This window comes from Halobacteriovorax sp. ZH5_bin.2 (genome assembly GCF_043196375.1).
GTDB lineage: Bacteria > Bdellovibrionota > Bacteriovoracia > Bacteriovoracales > Bacteriovoracaceae > Halobacteriovorax_A.
This window is the reverse complement of record NZ_JBEBMJ010000007.1, coordinates 20277-39192: the sequence shown is the minus strand read 5'-3', so window position 1 is coordinate 39192 and position 18916 is coordinate 20277. Positions and strand designations below refer to the sequence as shown.

Annotated in this window: 9 protein-coding genes; 4 read left to right on the top strand and 5 right to left on the bottom strand. The window is 38.7% G+C overall.

The annotated features are described in order from the left end of the window. On the bottom strand, positions 1-2202 hold the full coding sequence (locus ABMA76_RS15340; protein ID WP_393062081.1) for a penicillin acylase family protein: 2202 nt from the start codon (positions 2200-2202) through the stop codon (positions 1-3). Positions 2203-2285: 83 nt separating this feature from the next. On the opposite strand from ABMA76_RS15340, the gene ABMA76_RS15335 reads away from it, so the two are divergent. Together ABMA76_RS15335 and ABMA76_RS15330 are read left to right on the top strand one after the other, a co-directional pair. Then, a complete protein-coding gene (locus ABMA76_RS15335) occupies positions 2286-3644 on the top strand; it encodes a KamA family radical SAM protein (protein ID WP_393062079.1) in 1359 nt (452 codons plus the stop codon). A 172-nt stretch (positions 3645-3816) separates the two neighbouring features. Next, positions 3817-8073: a hypothetical protein gene (locus tag ABMA76_RS15330; protein WP_393062077.1), complete on the top strand. Its 4257-nt coding sequence runs from the start codon at positions 3817-3819 to the stop codon at positions 8071-8073. Positions 8074-8211: 138 nt separating this feature from the next. On the opposite strand, the gene ABMA76_RS15325 is transcribed toward ABMA76_RS15330, so the two are convergent. The 3 genes from ABMA76_RS15325 to ABMA76_RS15315 all read right to left on the bottom strand — a co-directional run bounded on the left by ABMA76_RS15325 (position 8212) and on the right by ABMA76_RS15315 (position 12384). Further along, positions 8212-9564, bottom strand: a complete 1353-nt coding sequence (locus ABMA76_RS15325) for a TldD/PmbA family protein (RefSeq protein WP_392908488.1) — start codon at positions 9562-9564, stop codon at positions 8212-8214. Continuing rightward, positions 9564-10949 carry a TldD/PmbA family protein gene (locus tag ABMA76_RS15320; protein ID WP_392908612.1) on the bottom strand — a complete coding sequence of 462 codons (1386 nt, stop codon included), beginning with the start codon at positions 10947-10949 and terminating at the stop codon, positions 9564-9566. Before ABMA76_RS15320 ends, ABMA76_RS15325 begins: the two co-directional genes overlap by 1 nt. 82 nt (positions 10950-11031) lie before the next feature. Then, positions 11032-12384 (bottom strand): cyclic nucleotide-binding domain-containing protein, encoded by a 1353-nt coding sequence (locus tag ABMA76_RS15315; RefSeq protein ID WP_392908486.1) that lies wholly within the window; start codon positions 12382-12384, stop codon positions 11032-11034. A 190-nt stretch (positions 12385-12574) separates the two neighbouring features. Between ABMA76_RS15315 and htpX the strand changes: the two genes are divergently transcribed. Then, on the top strand, positions 12575-13459 hold the full coding sequence (gene htpX, locus ABMA76_RS15310; RefSeq protein ID WP_392908484.1) for a protease HtpX: 885 nt from the start codon (positions 12575-12577) through the stop codon (positions 13457-13459). Positions 13460-13464: 5 nt separating this feature from the next. On the opposite strand, the gene ABMA76_RS15305 is transcribed toward htpX, so the two are convergent. Then, positions 13465-14589, bottom strand: a complete 1125-nt coding sequence (locus tag ABMA76_RS15305; RefSeq protein WP_392908482.1) for a succinylglutamate desuccinylase/aspartoacylase family protein — start codon at positions 14587-14589, stop codon at positions 13465-13467. 154 nt (positions 14590-14743) lie between these two features. Between ABMA76_RS15305 and ABMA76_RS15300 the strand changes: the two genes are divergently transcribed. After that, positions 14744-18916, top strand: coding sequence for a hypothetical protein (locus tag ABMA76_RS15300; protein ID WP_392908480.1), 4173 nt, complete (start codon positions 14744-14746; stop codon positions 18914-18916).

Below are 18916 nucleotides of genomic sequence, written 5' to 3'. Positions count from 1 at the left end.
TCACTTACCATTAGTGATAACATTATGGCGATAACGGTTATTAATCCAGTTACTTACATCACTTTTGTAGTTATTTGAAAACCTGCGGTCACTGAGTCCTCCAGGTAAAACGGTATAGACATCTGGGGATGAGTGATCTGTGACCATTTTCCAAGATGGAACAAATGATGTCGTTCTACCGTGGGCCTCATAGACTGCACCTTGAGTGATTGTCGAGCGATTACCTGGAATTTCGACATTATCAATATCAAAGCCTAAAAAGAGGGGAAGCTTACCATCAAATAAGATATGCTTCATCTTATAACGATTCTTATCTCCCCAGCGCATATTCTTTGGTGCCTCAACAAGGCACTTATTTAGGGCGGCTTCGATATAGCGCTCTTTTTCTTTGCTATCTTTAAACCAAATATGGTCAATATCATTCGTGAGGAAAATTCGATCAAATAAACCGTAGAAATCAGCAATGATCGAAGTTTCATCCATACAATATGTCGTCACTTGCTCGCCGAGTAAGTGATCACTAAAGAAGCTTTTTAGTAAGCTGCGGTAGAAGTATTCAAAGATTGTAGCATCACGATTATCGACATCATAATGTCGCTTCCACTCTAGAAGACGTTTTCCAATTTCATTCTTTTCAAAAACACTATGAAAAACATTAATATAGAGATCTGCTTGACGAGAGAAGGTATCTGATTGCATCGTTTTAAACATTTCAACAGAGTGCTCTTTATTACCAATTAAGAGCTCTTCAATTCTATCCTTGCGGTATGAGGCCATTGGGGCATTGATTGCTGTTGGAAATTGCTCATTTTGAATACGATTATTGGCCGTTGCAATAATTTTAATATCAGGATTTTTAAAGTGATAAAGTTGGTGGCCTTCGTAATAGCCTTGCCATATATTTTGCTTAAAAAAGCCTTCAACAGGATATAGGCCAGAGTGGGCCCTTTTTGGTAGTACCCCTGATTGATGGTAGGCGATATTTCCGCTAGAGTCTGATAGTAGCCAGTTACAGCTGATGGCAACGTTTGAAACACAACCGAAAAGATCATCAACGCTCTTAGCATACAGAAGATCCATGATGGCCTTTAAGGTCTTTGCACCACCTCTTTTTCGACATGACCATGCCATCGATAGGTAGTGGCCATCGATGATATTTTTATTTTCACTATCGACTTCAAGAAAACCTGCATGAGTTTCTCGAATATAGAGTTCGACATCTTCTTTCTTCTTTCTTTTGATGAGGTCTCGTCTTACTTTAAAATCAAAGAGATTCGATTCAAAGCGATACTTATTATCACGGACTTCTTCAATAAAGTGGTCCACCATATCCATGAAGCCATAAGTGAATGAGAAAGCTGTGTCATCACTTCTACCCATAACAAAGCCTGGAACACCTGGCATCGAGATACCAAAGAAGTTTCCAACATTTTTGATATTGGCCTTCATCTCATACCAAATGGCCGGTAGGCGATTACACTCTAAGTGTGGATCGCAGGCGTGAATGGCCTCTCCCTTCATATTTGACACCCAATTATTTGAGGCCTGAATCTTTGGGATATTCTTCAAAAATTTATAGCTTTCAGGAATTAGAGGGTTATAAACTTTGACCTTGCTGATAAGATTAATTTCACTATCAGTAATTGTATCAAGAGCACCTTTTGCAAGTGATTTAATTCGCTCAACTTGAGTATCTTGATCATTCTTGTCGTTTAATCTCTGGGCATTTTGTAACAATTGAATAATAAGTTTTTCTAAATCCTGTTGTCCTTGAGCAAGTCCTAGAAAGCTCATGGCCTTAATTGTTAGAATAGTATCACTGATACGCCATTCACTAGGTCTGTGACCAAGAATCTTAAATTCAAATGGGTGGCCTTCACCTATGGCCTTATTAATTCCATCTACGTAGTGTGTTAATAACGTATTTGTCTCTTCATCGATATTTTGAATTTCTTCTTTGGCAAAGTGGTTAATTCCCAGCTCTCGCATATATTTATCAATGGCAAAAGTCTCTTCACTGTCCTTGATGCACTCACAGAGGCGTCCTTGAGCAATTAGACGCAACATCTCCATTTGCATCAAACGGTCTTTGCCGTGATAATAGCCTTGTGCGAAGAGAAAAGATTTGACGTTCTCGCATGAAATATGTCGAGTGACATTATCTAAAATATCTGAGGTATAATCTAAATTAGGTTTTTCCATATCTTAATAATGACACGTTTAGCGTTTCCTAAAAAGGAATATTTTGGGATATAATATGTAAAATTACATTCAAGGATTATTTTATGACGACGACTGATCTATCAACTGATCACACTCAAGATCACATGAAGATACCAGATCTTGAGCACAGAAATTTTAGAAATGATGACTTTTGGAAACAGATCCCAGCATGGGCAAATGTGACAAGAGGTGAGTTCTCAGACCACCTATGGCAGCTGAAGAATTCCATTCGAAAAATTGACCAAGTTAAAAAAGTTCTTGGTGATAAAATCTCAAAAGAGTTCTTTGAAGACCTACAACAAGGTCAACATATTACTCCAATGAATATCAGAATCACTCCATATGTTTTTGCACTTATCAATTGGGATGATCCTGTCAACTGTCCACTACGTAAGCAATTCTTACCAATTGGCTCTCAGTTCTTAGAAGACCACCCTATGCATATGGCCGACTCTCTTAGTGAAGATGTCGATTCACCAGTGCCAATGCTAACTCACCGCTACCCTGATAAAGTTCTTTTTCTTCCACTTACAATTTGTCCAGTTTACTGTGCTTATTGTACACGCTCTCGTGTAATTGGTGGTTCAACTGAAACTGTTGAAAAAGAATCTTACGGTGCAAACCAAAAGCATTGGGATAATGTGTTTGCTTATCTTGCTGCACATCCAAAGGTTGAAGATGTTGTTATCTCTGGTGGGGACGCATTCATGCTTAACCCTAAGCAGATTCAATATATCGGTGAAAACCTTTTAAAAATCCCTCATATTCGTCGTATCCGTTACGCGACGAAAGGGATTGCAATTTTTCCACAAAAGATTCTTACTGATGATGCGTGGATGGATGCCCTTATTAAGGTTAATAATCTTGCCAAAGGCTTTGGTAAGCAGATGATGATTCATACTCACTTTTCTTCACCACTTGAAATTACGAAGTGGTCACAAATGGCCATGGAGCGTCTTTTCAGTGAAGGGATTCTTGTTCGTAACCAAGCGGTTCTGCAAGAAGGTGTAAATAACCATGTTGATACAATGGTTCTTTTAACTCGTAAGCTTGGGTATATGAATATCCAACCATACTATGTTTATATGCACGATATGGTTCCAGGCTGTGAGCACTTTAGAACAACTCTTGGTGAGGGTGAAGAACTTGAAAAGGCCGTTCGTGGAACGACTGCAGGATTTAACACGCCAACATTTGTTTGTGATCTTCCAGGCGGAGGTGGTAAGCGCCACGTTGCTTCTTATGAATACTATGATCAAGAAAATGGAATCTCAGTATGGCGTGCTCCATATGTGAAGCCAGATAAGTTATTTACTTACTTCGATCCAATTCATAAATTAGCACCTGATGCTCAAGAGCGCTGGAGAGATGCAGCAGCTCGCAAGGCCATGATTGATGAGGCAATTGCAAAAGTAAAATAAATCCTAACTACCTAATATTACACTTACGTGTGGCATTTTCTTGGCACACGTAAGTATTTGATATTTCATTTTAGCAACCTGAAATTCAATATTTATATTCTGCTTGAGTAATTTACTCATTATTCCGATAAAATATATATAAATTTAATCTTAAGAAAATTAAGAGGGAAATATGTTTCGTCTCATAATATTAATCACTTTTGCCACTCTGTTTAATATGCACTCATATGCTGCAAATGAAACTGATGCGTTCATAAAAGCAGAGTCCCAAAATCTTGTGGCCGTTGTTGGAAAATCTTCAAAAGTAGATGCCAAGGCCATAGATGCCTATATCAAGAAAAATCTTGAGGCATCAAGTGATGAGTACGTAAAAGTAATTGTTAATAAGCTCAACAAGACTTCAGTCAATTCTAGGCCTCTATTGATGGCCCAACTCCTATACTCAGAAAAGAAATATCTTAAAAGGGGAGAAGCCTGTTATTCAGCAACGAACCAATGTCACAAAGGGCTAATCTGTGGCCTGCCACTATACTCTAAAGATAAGAATTATTATGAGAAATGTTTAGTTGCAAAAAAAGCAAATCAGGCCTGCTCGCCAGAAACTGATATGTGTGAAGTAGGCTCATGTAAGAAAATGAGACGCCTAACTAATATCAACACTTGTAGTATTGAAAAGGACTCTTGTTCAAAAGATAGTGAGTGTTGTTCAAACTCTTGCGATAAAAGAAGAAAGATCTGTCGTGCAAATTATAAGTGTTCGAGCTGTTTTGGAATGGGACAAAGACCAGATAAGGGTGGAGAGTGTTGTGAATCACTTTTCAAAAACTCTAATGGTGTTTGTGCTCCTATTCTTCCAACTTTTTCATCACTACTTGAATTAATCATTCCAAGTGCGCATGCATATACACGAGCTGGTGATTCATCTGAAATTGAGGCCAAGGTAACGGCCCTTAAGTCAAAGCTTGAAGGCCAACTTTCAGACAATCAAGTTTCAAGTTCTCGTGTCGCTACTTATATGAGTAGTATTGAAAATAAATATAGCTCTTGTTCTTCAAAGCAAGTAAGAGTTTATGATAACGATGGACCGACTCGTTATCCACGTAAGACATGTTTTGAAGAACTTTATGCAGGTATCTCAACAGAGTACTCTCACCAGCAAGCTGTTGGTAGTAAAATGAATGAGGCCACGAAATTAATTGATAATTTTAGAAAAGAAACGCTGGCCAACCCAAAACATCCACAAAATTCTGATGATGCGTTTAATAAGTTTGCGGCCCCATATCGAAATGCAATTACTTCATGTGCAAATAAAGGCGCTCCCTTAGGAACTGATCATAGCACTCGTTTGAGATTAGTTAAGCAATGTGTGGATAATGCTAAAATTACAATTAATGATGGTGTTGTTGAGGCGAATTATATTTCTATGATGACAGGAAAAGAAACAACTGATCCTGATTATACTCTTTATAATGGACACCAAGACGCTTCTCCGTTATTTGAAGATGTCTATATTTCAGATATGAAGTCTTGTCGAGTTAATCTATTTGGTGACTTTCTATCAGCACAATCAAATGACTACTTTGAAGTTATGATGATGATGTATGCAATGGACTATACAACTGGTGGGAAAGATGAAGGTGACTTCTTTCACATCAAATCACAATATAATACCTATAAAGCAGCAAGTGGATCTTATACTGGGACTGATAATCAGCCTTATAATTGGAATGTACAAACAAATTCTATGCGTGGCTTTAACTTCTCTCGCTTTGATCCGTCTATTGTTGGCCGTGGAAGACCGTTATGGGATGAGTTTGATTACTCTGTTGGTGAGGAAGCACTTAAAGAAATTACTAATTATATTGAAGACCTTCCTAAGAACGAAAAGAAAATCTTTCTGCACCTATTCTACAATGGAAAGCTTTCTCCTAAGGATCGCAATAGTATTGTAAATTACTATATGAAAGATGATGATAAATTCCTTGAGGGATTTGATGGACATGACCCTAAGTCAGGTGCTGGACGTTACAATATTCGTGACGTTGTTCGCTTTGAGGCCATTAAGTATAAGCACTCGCAATTTAAACTTTATTCAGTTTTAAAGAAGAGATCACTTGAGATGATGTGCCGTTGTGTTGATACAGTCGGGCCAATGAGTCCTGAGGATTGGCTACAGCCAGATGTTGAGGCCAGCTATATCGCAAATTGTAATGGCCTTGGTAAGTATGACACTTATGTTCTAAATAATGAAAAAGAAGTCTGTGATGAAACAGGTGGTAATTGTAAGAAAGTTTCTGATAAAGACTATATGAAGACAATTACGGATAAAGAAAAGCAAGAAGTAGAGTCTCTTGGTGGAGAGTCCGCGATCGAAAAAAACTCGCTTGGAAAGGCGGTTGTTAAAAATGATGGTTATTCTTTAAAAGACCGTGAAGAAGACTACTTTGTTCAAACCCTTGACCAGGTTACTGCTTGTATCGGAAGTGGTGAGTGTACAAAATCTTCTCGTTACGCAGAATTTGTGCAAGATGGAAAAGTAAAATTTACGGATGCGAGAAAGGAGACAGCAAAAGGCCATGGTATGGACTTTACGCTCTTTCTACGTGATATGGCCCTTATGAAGATCAAGGCCATCGAAGATGCAACATTACAAAATATTAGTGCAGGTACAGCGCTTTTTGAATACACAGTTCAGTGGCTTAAGGAATATAATTGGAATTATATTAAATACAATGGAAAGAGGTACACACTTGGCAAGAAGTGTCTTTATCCAGTTTGTTGGATTATGAAGCTAATGAAATTCTTTGGACTTCATAAGAATAGCCTTATTGGAAATCTCGTCAATATTACAACTGGAGGGATTCTCTTTGGTAGTGACTACGACGTTGATCTCGATCCCGAAAGAGGGCCGGAAAATATTTGTGGGCCAAGAACAAGCTCCACTTGGAAAATTGCTCGCGTACCTGTTGGCCGTAAATACAAGATTAAATGTATGAGCTTCCACTCCCAAAATAACGACGTCTGTAATAAAGAGTTAGCAGCAGGGGCCTGTACGCGAAATACTTATGCTAAAAAAGAGGGAAGTGTTGCTCTAAAGCTTCTTGACCCTTTCTTACCAGATATGTCGAGTCTGTATTCGACGAATTACTCTTCTCGTACGAAGATTCCTTTTAATGCAGGAAAACACGATATTCATAACTACTATATCTTTAATGATCGCATCACAAATTTCTACCGCGATCATGCCAGAGGTTATTTTCTATCAACTCTTGTTTCAGAAGATAACGGTGATGAAAAAGAAACTGAAGATCGAAAAAGAATGGCCGATGAATTTGCCCAATATGCTTATCGTTACCACTTCTATGCTCCGAAAGTGAGTCGACTCGATTATTATATTACACCTGGTCTGATCCCATATTTTGAAATGCTTATAGCAAAGCTTAATAACTTTATGGGACAAACTCTAGCAAACTTATCTGGGACAGCGGCCTATGCGCTAAAAATGCACAACTTCTATCATACAGTAAATGACGGAATTAATGCGTCCACAAATGTCGAGCGTAAGCAGACTCACCGTGGGATACCTGATGTTCAGCTTAGTAATGGATTTGGTCAGTTTACCAATTGGCTAAGTGGTTTCAGCACTGCTGGCTCTAACTTTCAAGATGCTTTAAATGGTAAGAAAACCCTCGATTCAACAATAAGTGGAAAATTAGAAACTGGGGGGAATTCAACGAACTCTGCAATTTCACGTCTGAGTAAAGGGATTAGAAAACAACTCGATCGAAATGCGAAAAGACGTACCGATACACAACTTATGAAGGATACTCTTGCAAAACGCGGCAAGAGTGGTGAATTTGCTTCTCTTCAAAGTATCGCTGATAAAAGAAGTGCTGAACATAGTGCAAACCTTTCTTCACTTACTGATTCTTTCCTAAATTCGACTCTCGGAAGCTCTGCTGCTTCTCGAATTAGAAGTCGTATGGCAAATGGTGGCCAAAATGGTGATGGAAGTCTTTCTGGAGAAGGCTACTCTCAAGGAGAGATTAACCCTGATGCTCTATCTGCAAGCTCTAAAAAAGGTCGCGGTGGAAATGGTATTGGTGATGGTTCTGGCGGTGATGGGCTTAATGGTCGCGCTGGAGCTGACGGTCTTGGTGCTGATGGAGCTATACCAGCTATATCATTTGATAACTTAGACGATACTGATGGACTATTTGATATGGATGATGGTGCCATGGTTATGCTTGGCGATCAGAAAATGACAGCTGGGCAACTAAAGAATTATATTTCAAATATTAAGGATAAACGTGCTAGACAAAATCTATTCCAGAAACAAGACAAGGAATGGGAGCGTGATGGAGTGACTCTATTTGAACTGATCTCACAGCGCTATCAGCAAACAGCTTTTCCGAAAATGCTTAAGTAGGTGCCATGCACTTTTGGTTTCGCACTCGCTAAATAAGATGAGAGCTTATATTTTTTAGAAACTTGGTAAAATGGATAGGAATTAAAAAGGTGCAGCACTTTTGATTTAGCAAATGCGAAACCAAAAGTGCATGGCACCCTATGAACCAGCAATCATTAGATCTTTAAAGAGAATCTTTGGTGTGAATAGTGAGTGATCACTTGAAGATTCGATTTTATCTCCAATTAATTCGATTTCACTTAGCATTTTAAAGAAGTTTCCACTTACTGTTACGTCTTTAAAATAACCTTCGATTTCACCGTTATTCCAAACACGTCCACTAACTCCCAGTGAAAACTCACCACTAATTGGTCTAATTCCACTGTGAAGTCCTTGTGCCGTTAGGATTTCGACATAGCGACGAGAGTTAAATTCGTCTTGAGTGTTTGTCCCTGCCTCAATAATGAAGTTTGAAGTCGTTGCTCCAAGAGACGACTTTGCTCCACGAGTTGCGCAGAAATTATTTTCAAGCCCTAGCTCTTTTGCTGTGGCACTATTATGTAGGAATTGAGCAAGCTTACCATTTTCTAGTAAAGTATTTACCTGTTTCTTCTTTCCTTCACCGTCAAATGGACAAACACTATAACCACCAACATAGAAAGGATCATCTTTAAATGTTAGACGTGAGTCTGCAACGATTTCTCCTAGTTTGTCACGCCATGGGTTTGATTTATCAATGGCCGCACGTGCACTAAAAAGAAGCATGAAACTTGATAGAATATTATCAAATAAATCGATTTCAAAATTAACGTCATAGTCACCAGTTTTAATCTGGGAAGCATTAATGAAGTTATTGGCAACTTCTAATGAAGTATTAATTACTTTATCGTAATCAAGATCTCTAAAATCTCTCTTTGTATCAGCGAAGTAGTGCATAGCATTTTTATCGCCTTTTTTTACAAGGGCCGATGTGTATGCTGTATATGCCTTTGATTGATGCGTACAAAGCACACCTTTTGAGTTACCAATTGCAAAATTAGAAACCCCTTCTGCGATTCCATTATAAGGAGCACTTTGACAGTTCTCATCACGACGTCTTACTTCTGATTCAAGATAAAGAGACTTTTCAATCATCTCATTTGCATCAGGAGCATGTTCGATATTTGCCGCTGGATTAGCATCATCAAGAATGATTCCTTCTTGAATTGTTTGGTACTCATCAACTTTAGAAAATTTTGAGTTTTCACAAGCATTGTAAAGTGTTGTGCGAATTGCTTCGTCACTTAAGTCTTCTGTGAAACTTAGACCGACTCTTTGATCCTTAATGACACGAACACCTAGAGCACCAGTGTTAGACTTCTTGTATTCACTTAGTTCGCCTTGCTCGGCCTTAAGTGAAAATGACTCAGAACCAGAAATGATAACATCGACATTATCAATTCCCATATCCTTGGCCATGTCAAGGGTACGGTTAATATAATCTTTTTGTAGTTGTGTTTTTGTCTTACTCATTACTTACCTCCACCCACTAGAATTTCATCTACTTTTAGGGCAGGTTGTCCTACAGTTGTGTTAACACCACCAGATACTGAACCACATACACCGGCCGCAAAATCAAGGTTGTCTGAAACCATCGAGATTTGCTTAAGTGTTTCTGGGCCTGTTCCAATTAGAGTTGCACCTTTAACCGCATCACCAATTTTTCCGTTCTTAATTTCGTAACCTTCAATAACTGAGAAGTTAAATTCACCTGTTCCCGGACTAACTGAACCACCACCCATTTGAGCACAGTAGATACCGTGATCAATTGAGGCGATCATATCTTCAAATTTATCCTTGCCTGCTTCAATATATGTATTTCTCATACGTGAAGTCGGTGCGTATTTATAGTTTTCACGACGTCCTGAACCCGTGCGCTCAAATCCCGTTTTCATAGCGCCAAGTTTATCAACCATGAAACTTGTCAGTTTTCCGTCTTTAATAAGTTGAGTCTTTTGTGTCTTCATCCCTTCATCATCAATATTGATTGATCCCCAGTAGTTCTGGTTTGTTCCATCATCTACAGCACTAACTACAGTTGAAGCAATCATTTGATCCATCTTGTCCCAGAAGACAGAAGCTTTCTTAGCAACAGAAGTCGTCTCAAGAAGGTGACCACAGGCTTCATGGAAGATTACTCCACCAAAACCATTATCAATAACAACAGGCATCTTTCCTGCTGGACATGGCTTTGCTTTAAGCTTTGTTAAAACTTCTCTAGCAAGCTTTTCAGAAATATACTTTGGGTCTTGACCTTGAATAAATTCCCAACCTGACATCGCTCCAGGAGAGTATCCAGCACTATCTTGAATCGTTCCATCACTTGCAATACAAGAAGCATATAGTCTTACATAATTTCTTTCATCAGTTACATGAAGACCTTCTGAGTTGAAAATTTCAATTTCTTGAAAGCGCAGACCTGAGTTGATAGGAACTTGTGTAATTTTATCAGAGGCCTTTCTTGTCATCTCTTCAATCTTCATAAGAAGAGGGATCTTTTGATCGAGGGAGATATTGTTTTTAAGACCTTTTTGGACAAAGTGATTTTGCATTGGCTTTTCGAAATTAAAATTCGTCGCTGTCACAATCGGATCTCGAAGATCTTTTGCACTTAGAGAAGAAACAATATCTAGCAATTCTTCTTTCTTTGTTGAGTTTGTGTAACCATAGAGAACTTTTGTACCGTAGAATAGGCGGATACCAATTCCAAAGTTAATACCGTTTTCAATATTTTCAACATTAGAGTTCTTAATGCTGATTGATTCAAACGTTTGGCGATCGACAAAAATTTCTGCAAAGTCAGCGCCGCGAAGTAGTGCGTAGTCGATAACTTCCTTTGCAATTGTACTATCTAACATCATTGTGTTTCCTCCAAAATATTAGGATATGTTAACAAAGAATGAGGGTGATTAAAAGGCAACAAGCGTACTCGGGCCCAGATTATGCCGCTTCTGGTTCGTTTTTTTCCTGTTCCTTAAGCTTTTGTTGAACTCGTTTCACACTTGGGCTGTGACGCTCTGAACGATCAGTGGAGCGACGAGTTGTAAGACTTGTGATACTTACGAGAAGGTCATTGTGCCGTGATGAGATCTCAGCAAATTGTTCTTTATCAAGCCTATAGAGTTCACAATAACCAAGAGCGCGCACATTAGCGTTTCTCTTAGTGTCGTGCAGGAGGGCATTTTCGCCAAAAAATTGGCCTTCGTGAAGGGTGGCCACAACATTTCCATCACTGAGGATAACCTCAACACTACCATGGCCAATAAGATACATTTCATGACCAGTTTCACCAATATTGATAATGGTTTGGCCAGGGCCGTAGTATTTTTGTTCAAGTGCACCAGCAACTTCTTTTAAGCAACTTGACGTTAGCGTCTTAAAGATTGGAAGGTTTCGGATGAGCTTAATATTCATATAAACAGTAAGCTCACCTTGAAGGGCCTGAGGCAATTCATTAATGATCTTATTATCATTTTCTGTAAGCCTCTTTGTCACAAGGTGGTTGTAGTAGCTATATACATTTTGTTGCAGACGCTCTGGAACATTATAATGTTTCATAAAACTCACGAGGTCATGCATCTTCTCTCTGTTTTGCTGCTTGTAGCGTTCTCCATCTTGAACCATCTTGTTGACTGTACCAATAACAAAACCGTAGACACCGACTCCTAGGATCATGATAACCATTGTAAAGAGGCGGCCTTCATTTGTTGTTGGAGTAATATCACCATAGCCAATTGTCGTAAGAGTCGTTACTGTCCAGTACATGGCCGTAATATAGTGAGTGACGCGATCTTGTATTAGTGATTGGTCAATTGGAGTGATCATAATCCAGCATAGACTAATCCAGTGAACGGCAACCATAAAGAGCGTTAGAACAGCTGTGAATTTAATCATCTTTGGCACAAAGGCGAGGTTTGAAACCATTTCAAATAGTCGTGCAAGACGTACAAGACGAAATAGTCTAAAATAAGTGAAGGCATGAAAGCCTAGGGCATAACTTAGAATGTCGTATGGAACCGATGCAATGAGGTCGATTCCGATTAAAGCATACCACTTATTCTTATGGGCCTTTGATGTGAAGCTCATATTCTGTGCTCTTTTTTTACGGATTCTTAAAATAAGGTCACTTACAAATAGAGTAGAAACTAAGAAGTCACAAATTAGCTGCCAGCCTTGAATCTTGGTTTGGAAAATAAATGAGAAAGGGGCCTCAATGGCCGTAAAGATAACTGCTGCAAAAATGATCGCATTCCATAAAATCTCTTTCTTTGTAATGTGTTTATTGTTGATCATTTTGCTCTTTTAAATGAAAATCGTTAACAGTTCCTTATTAATTGCTCGGTTATTTATTAATTTTCTTTAAACTTTCTTAACACTTGAGAAGAATTGTTAAATTTTTGTAAACAATAATTCATCTTATTGACCAAATTTAGAATTACTCTCTATCATGTTGGGAATATTATTTTTTAGGAGTTAATCTAAAATGCTAAGAATTGGTTTATTTTTACTAACAAATATCCTTGTTGTTGCAACGATCGGTATTGTGCTTAATCTACTTGGAATCCGTGGCTATATGACGGAAGCGGGGATGAATTATAATTCCCTTATCATCATCTGTGCCGTTTGGGGACTTGGTGGATCTTTTATTTCTTTGGCCCTGTCAAAGTTTATGGCGAAGATGGCCTATCGTATGACAGAGATCTCTCCAAACGATCCAAATTACGGTTGGGTTGCTCAATCCGTGCACCAATATGCCCGTGCAAGTGGAATCAAAAACCCAGATGTTTATATTTATAACTCAAATGAAGTAAATGCCTTTGCCACAGGACCTAGTCGCAATAACTCAATGGTTGCCGTTTCTGCGGGACTTCTTCATGCAATGAGTCGTGATGAAGCTGAGGGGGTAATCGGTCACGAAGTCGCTCACATTGCTAATGGTGATATGGTGACGATGGCACTGGTCCAAGGTGTTGTTAACGCTTTTGTTATGATCTTATCACGCATTGGTGCCATGGTGATTTCAAATGCTCTTCGTTCTGATGACGAAGAGGGACCGGGACTTGGGCCTTTTGCTCATATGGCACTCGTCTTTGTTCTCGACATTGTTTTTGGCCTACTTGCTATGCCGATCACGATGTGGTTTTCACGCTTTCGTGAATACAGAGCAGATGCTGGAAGTGCGAAACTTGCAGGGCGTGACAAGATGATTGCGGCCCTTCAAAAGCTGCAACAAAGTACAAAAATGGTTGATAACTCAGATCCTAATCTTACAGCATTCAAGATCTCTAGTGGCCCATCATTTGCTGAGCTTTTTAGCTCACATCCAAGTTTAGATAAGCGTATTCGCGCGCTTCAAAGCGGTCTTTAAGGTTCTTAAGACTGCTTTAATGTAAATTGCGTAAAAGCTTCTAAGATACTCATGCCCCTTTTCACATTTGAACTTGGGGCATGATTGATCACGATTCCATCACAAGGTGCTAGGATAGGGGAGATAACTTCTTCTAAGCTATCTAACTTATCAAAGTGATAGACACTCATAATCTTTTCACCTTTTTTAAATTTCTCTCCAGGTGCCTTGTGGTACTCAATAAAGCCTGCACTTGGAGAAAAGAATCCTTTATAATTTTTTAATTCACAAAAATACTGTGTATTCTTCTTTGTGTTGATCTCATCTGCATCGATGACGCCTCTTTTAACAAGATAGTTAAAAATATTGATGGCATCAATTTGGCCGGCCTTAGAGTCAATTACTTCTTCACTTCCTAATTCAAGAGTATAAGCTTCAAAAGTATTCTCACTCTTGTGAGCTTCATGAAACTTTACCCATGGATAGAAACTTGCTTCATCCATTGCACCACCAAACTCGGGTGGAATAACTAAGTGAAATGGAAAATTTAACTCTGCCATCTTCTCTTCTAAGAAGTCAGGGCCATAGATATAGCGGCAGCCAACACCTGCAGTATGAAGGTCTAAAACAATATCTGCATCACTTGCTAGCTCTTGAAGGCTAATAAAGAGATTCTTATTTTCATCAATACCGTAGGTCTTGTGATAACTTCTGTATTCAGCAATCTTGGCCTTAAGTAGCTTTTTATACGCTTGCTTATTCTCACATGCTTTAATTTCATCTTCTGTAATTAGGCCTTGTCCTTCTTTTTGATTAAAGAAGTTGAGGTACATGCGATTCCAATTATCTCCTGTAATAGGGTTGAAGCGCCCATAGGTATAGGTTCCCATCTTAATCGAGGTTGCATAAGGATTTGCATTTGGAACCATTCGAATTCTTGCGTTTAACTGTTCATCTTCTAATAAGTTTAGAAGCTTAAAAATTGCCATATTTCCTTGTAATTCTGCGCCGTGAACATTTGCTTGAATATAGATTGTTGGAGCACTTTCATCCACCTTGTCAGGAACTAGGTCATAGATATTAAGTTGGTACTGGGCGTGATTTGTTTCATCGATATTAATAATTTTCTTTTCTAGGTTCCAATTAGACATGATCAACTCCCTAGTGCCTTTTTTATAAGTCACTAAATATTCGAATTTTGACAGATAACCTCTTAATTATACATTAAAACCCGTAAGTTGTTTGAATTAATCAAAATTTAAATAATAATTAAGTAATTTTAGATGCCCAGACGATAAGGTAGCGATGGTAAAAATAAGTCGACTTTTATATTCAGCCTTTCTTGTTCTAGCAGTAGTTCTATCTACCACTACGAGCGCGAAAACGAGTCAAAGAGTTTATACTCTTGATTTAACTAAGCCTGAGTATAAGAATCTTCTTACTCTACAGTACTACCACAATTCCATTGTCGATTTTCACGAAAATATTGAAAATGCTCGTAAGTATAAGAATCGTTACACGTTTCAATTCTTAATTGATGAAGCTTATGCAGCGTCGAGTGATTGTTTCCTTGCAGGACATAAGTCAACTTTAGTTAGTGGCAAGTGTCAGATCCCAAGAAAGATCTCTTGTGAAAAAAGTTTCTTTGGTAATCGAATCCTAAAAGTTAGATGTAATCCTTTACTATTTGGCCCTGGTCAAGATGGACGAGGTGCTTGTGTAAACGCACGCCAAAAGGGCAGTAATAGCTCAAATTTTGGAACGAGCGCTTGTAAGAATTCAGCAAGTGAATACACAACGCCACAAATTGTTAAGGATCTTTTATCTGATGAAAAGAAAATGCAGGCCTTTGATAAGCTAGCCTCTGAAGTCGAGGAGTTTTGTCGTCATAATGTTGCTGATGCAACATGTATCGCACAAAAAGAGAGAATTGCTAAGATTAAGGACTCTGTAGCTAAGGCAAAAGAAAATCAAGAAGGTCTTGAAAAAGGGATAGGCCTAGGTCTTTCAAAGGGTGTTGGAATTCTTTCACGATGTGAAAAAGATTACCGTGCAGAAGCTGAAGATAACACGCTTGGTACTTTCTTTATGAGTTCACGCAATATTGGTGACACTCTTGTTCAAGTTGCTTGTAGTAATGATCAAGTTGTTCAAAGCGTAAGTAGTTCAGAGTTAGATACACTATCAAAAGACTTTGATCGTATCAAAAAACATTCTTCAATTAAGTCTCTCTTAGATGATGGATTAAAAATCGGTAGTGAGCTTTCAATGAAGAATTATATTCTTCATAAGCTTAAGTCTAAAGGTGCAAGTGAGTCCAATTTAGATCGTGCAATTGATGATATTCTTAAAGAGGCTCAAGATTTCGGACAGGAGCCATTTCTAGGAATTCTTAATAGTGCAAAAGATGAATTTAAGAAGGCCATTGCTGAAGGTAAAATTAAAAAGACAAATAAAGGAGAGTTAAGAACTAAGGTTAACGACCTCCTTGATGGTATTAATAAGCAATGTGATAAAATTAAGAGAAAGTTCCCATGTGTGACGTCTTCTCAGACCGGTAATTATTATATGGGGACACTCCCATATTGTGCATCTGTAAGAAGCTCTAAGAATTATAAAGACTTTATTGCTTCTGAACAGAATAGCTATATTTCTAATATGATGAATTTTTCGAATGAAAATCCAGATTTTAGAAAGTATTACGCAACAAAAGAATTTCGTTCAAAATTTCATGCTCCATCAAATGACTTTGCAAAAGATTGTGCTGAGAAAACTCCTTTATTTGGGACGAGTAAGCCAGCAAGTGCTATTTCTACAAGTGACTTTGAGGACCTTGATAAGACAGTCAGTAAGAATATGCTTGAGGATTTAGAAGATCTAGAAGATAAAATTCCTTCTTCTTCTAAGGATATTGACGATATGGATAAAGATCTAAAGGATCTTCTTAAGTATAGGCCATATCTTGTTGCACAAGCTTTTAAAAATAATAGAGTTATTCCTGGGCTTCAGGATATGCAGGCATCATTCTTATGTAGTCAAATGCGCGATATTTATTCAAATGATGAAACATGGAAGCTTGCTAATGTCACGATGGCCGGGGCGGGGATGGCCCTATCAGGTGTCCTTGTTGCTACAGGGATCGGAAGTCCAGTCGGGATTGCACTTGCTACAGCAAGTTCTGCACTAATTGTTGGTGAGGCGGCCGTTGGTGTAAGAGAAATTAATGACGCTAATAAACAGCTTGATACAACTGATACAAAACACTCTCTTGGCCTCTCTTCAACAGAAGAAAGTATGGAGGCCATTGCAGCAGCTGAGTCTCAAAAACTTGGTGGTCAGATTGCAGTAGGTTTATCACTCGTTAGTGTTGCAACTGATAGTATTGCTGTTGCAAGATATGGTGCAGAGGCCTTAAGTGCAACAAGAGCTGGCCGAAGCGCTGGTTCTACTACTGGTGCGGCCGTAACTAAAACAGTTAAAGCAACACAGGTTGCGACGACAACGAAAAATGTATCTCCTTCACCTATTGGTATTTTAAACGCTAGAACATCACTTAACGCACCAAAGCCTGAAGCTGTTTTAGCACTACCTCCTCCTAAAGTCCTTGGCCTTCCTGCGCCAACGTCGACTAGTAAAGCAGTTGCTGTTGTTGATAATCAATCGCAAGTTCCAGCGATGCTGAGAAGACTTGAAAATCAATCTGGTGGTAAGTTATCTAATGCAAGATTCTTATCTGATAAGGTTATTCCTGAGGTAAGAAGCTATATAAATGGATTTGACGAAGCCGCTAACCCAAATGTTGTTTTCTATACACGCTTAGGAAAACGTATGGAAACATTAAAAGAAGGAAAGCTTCTTGAAGATGGAAGTGGTTTATTAATCAATAAAGGTTCTGATAATTATCAGTCCTTAATTGATTCAGGACTTGGCACAGTTACTGATAAAGGTGTTGTCCTAAAATTTGGAATTGATATTGATAATATTAAAATTTTAACTGATGCAAAAACTGCTCAAGGTCAGGCCATGAGAGCGGAAAGACACTTTGTTTTCAAAGAGACTAAGCTTGCGCAGATGAATGGTGTTGTACGTAGCCTTGATGATGTTAAGGATAGAATCTACGACTTTTCTGGTTTAAGTGATCTTCAAAAGGCCACAACTTATCAAAATATTGAGAGTAAGGTTGCTCGTGGTGAGCGCTTAAGTGATATGGACTTACTTGCTTTGGCCTATCGTAAGGATGTTGCCAAAGGTGGTGAACAAAGAGCACAGGGGTTACTTGATCTTGTTACTTCAAGAGATCCTTCTCTTGTTGATAAGTTAATCAGTGGATCAAGCGCGGCCTCAACTGCTCGTCGTGAAGTCCTTAGACAGGCCGTAAGTTCAGGGAAGCCTACGGCTCCACAGATTGCTTCAACAACTTCAAATGCTTTAAACGCGAGACCAGCTCGTGCTCCGCATGGGACTCCGCAAGGTGCAATTGCAGGAGAAAAAGTGTTAGCGCTTCCAGCACCAACACAAGCAAATCTTCCAGTTCCAGCTAAAGGGAATATCATTAAAGCAACAGGACAGCGTATTGTTGATAGTGCAAGACAACTTGCTCACACTGTTGCAAGAACTGATGATAAGATCGAACTCATTAAGGCCGCTAATAAGAAAGCAAGTGACGCAAAAACGGCAAGTGATACTAAGAATGCTGTTAATGATGGAATCACAATTGAAGGTGAGTATAGGGATATTACGAATCAAGTTAACGCGCCAAAATTAAGTGGCCCACGTCTTACATCTAATAATACTGGATCCACTACACCTGCTATTTTAAGGAATCCTGGTGTGACACAAGGTGCGGTTCATACATCAAACGCATCGGCCGCTATTGCTGAAGTGGTTAATACTGTTGTGGATGAAGTTAATACAAATCAAGAAGTTGTCGTACATGAGCCCGATGTTGTTGAGCCTACTCCGACAGTAAATCCAGAACCTGACAAAACAGATGTTCCTGGAGATGAAGTAGATGCTGATCTCTCAATTGACTTTAATGGGTCAAAACCGGCCATTACTGTGACTTTCACAAATGAAAAGGTTAAGGCCTGTAAGATCAAAAAGACATACTTTGAAGAAGATGAAGACGGAAATCGTAAAGAAAAAGTAAGTACTCTCAATTCATCACTTGAGAGTGCAAAAGAGTATGAACTATCTTCATATGACTATGATTATATTGTCTCTGTAGAATGTAAGGTTGCCGACGGTGATTTTAAATTAGTGACGAGCGATAGCTTTGCTGATTCAGAAATAAGTATTTCTGGACTAAGTGATGGCAAGGCCGAGTATGTTGTCACTAAGTGTGATGGTGACAATTGTGCTTCTGAAGACTCTACTGGTCCTGGCCGTGGGGTTCCAAGACTTACTCCTGCACAGCTGAGACAGATGGCACCACCAAATATTCAACTAGAGAATATTCCAATTCTTAACACGCTTTAA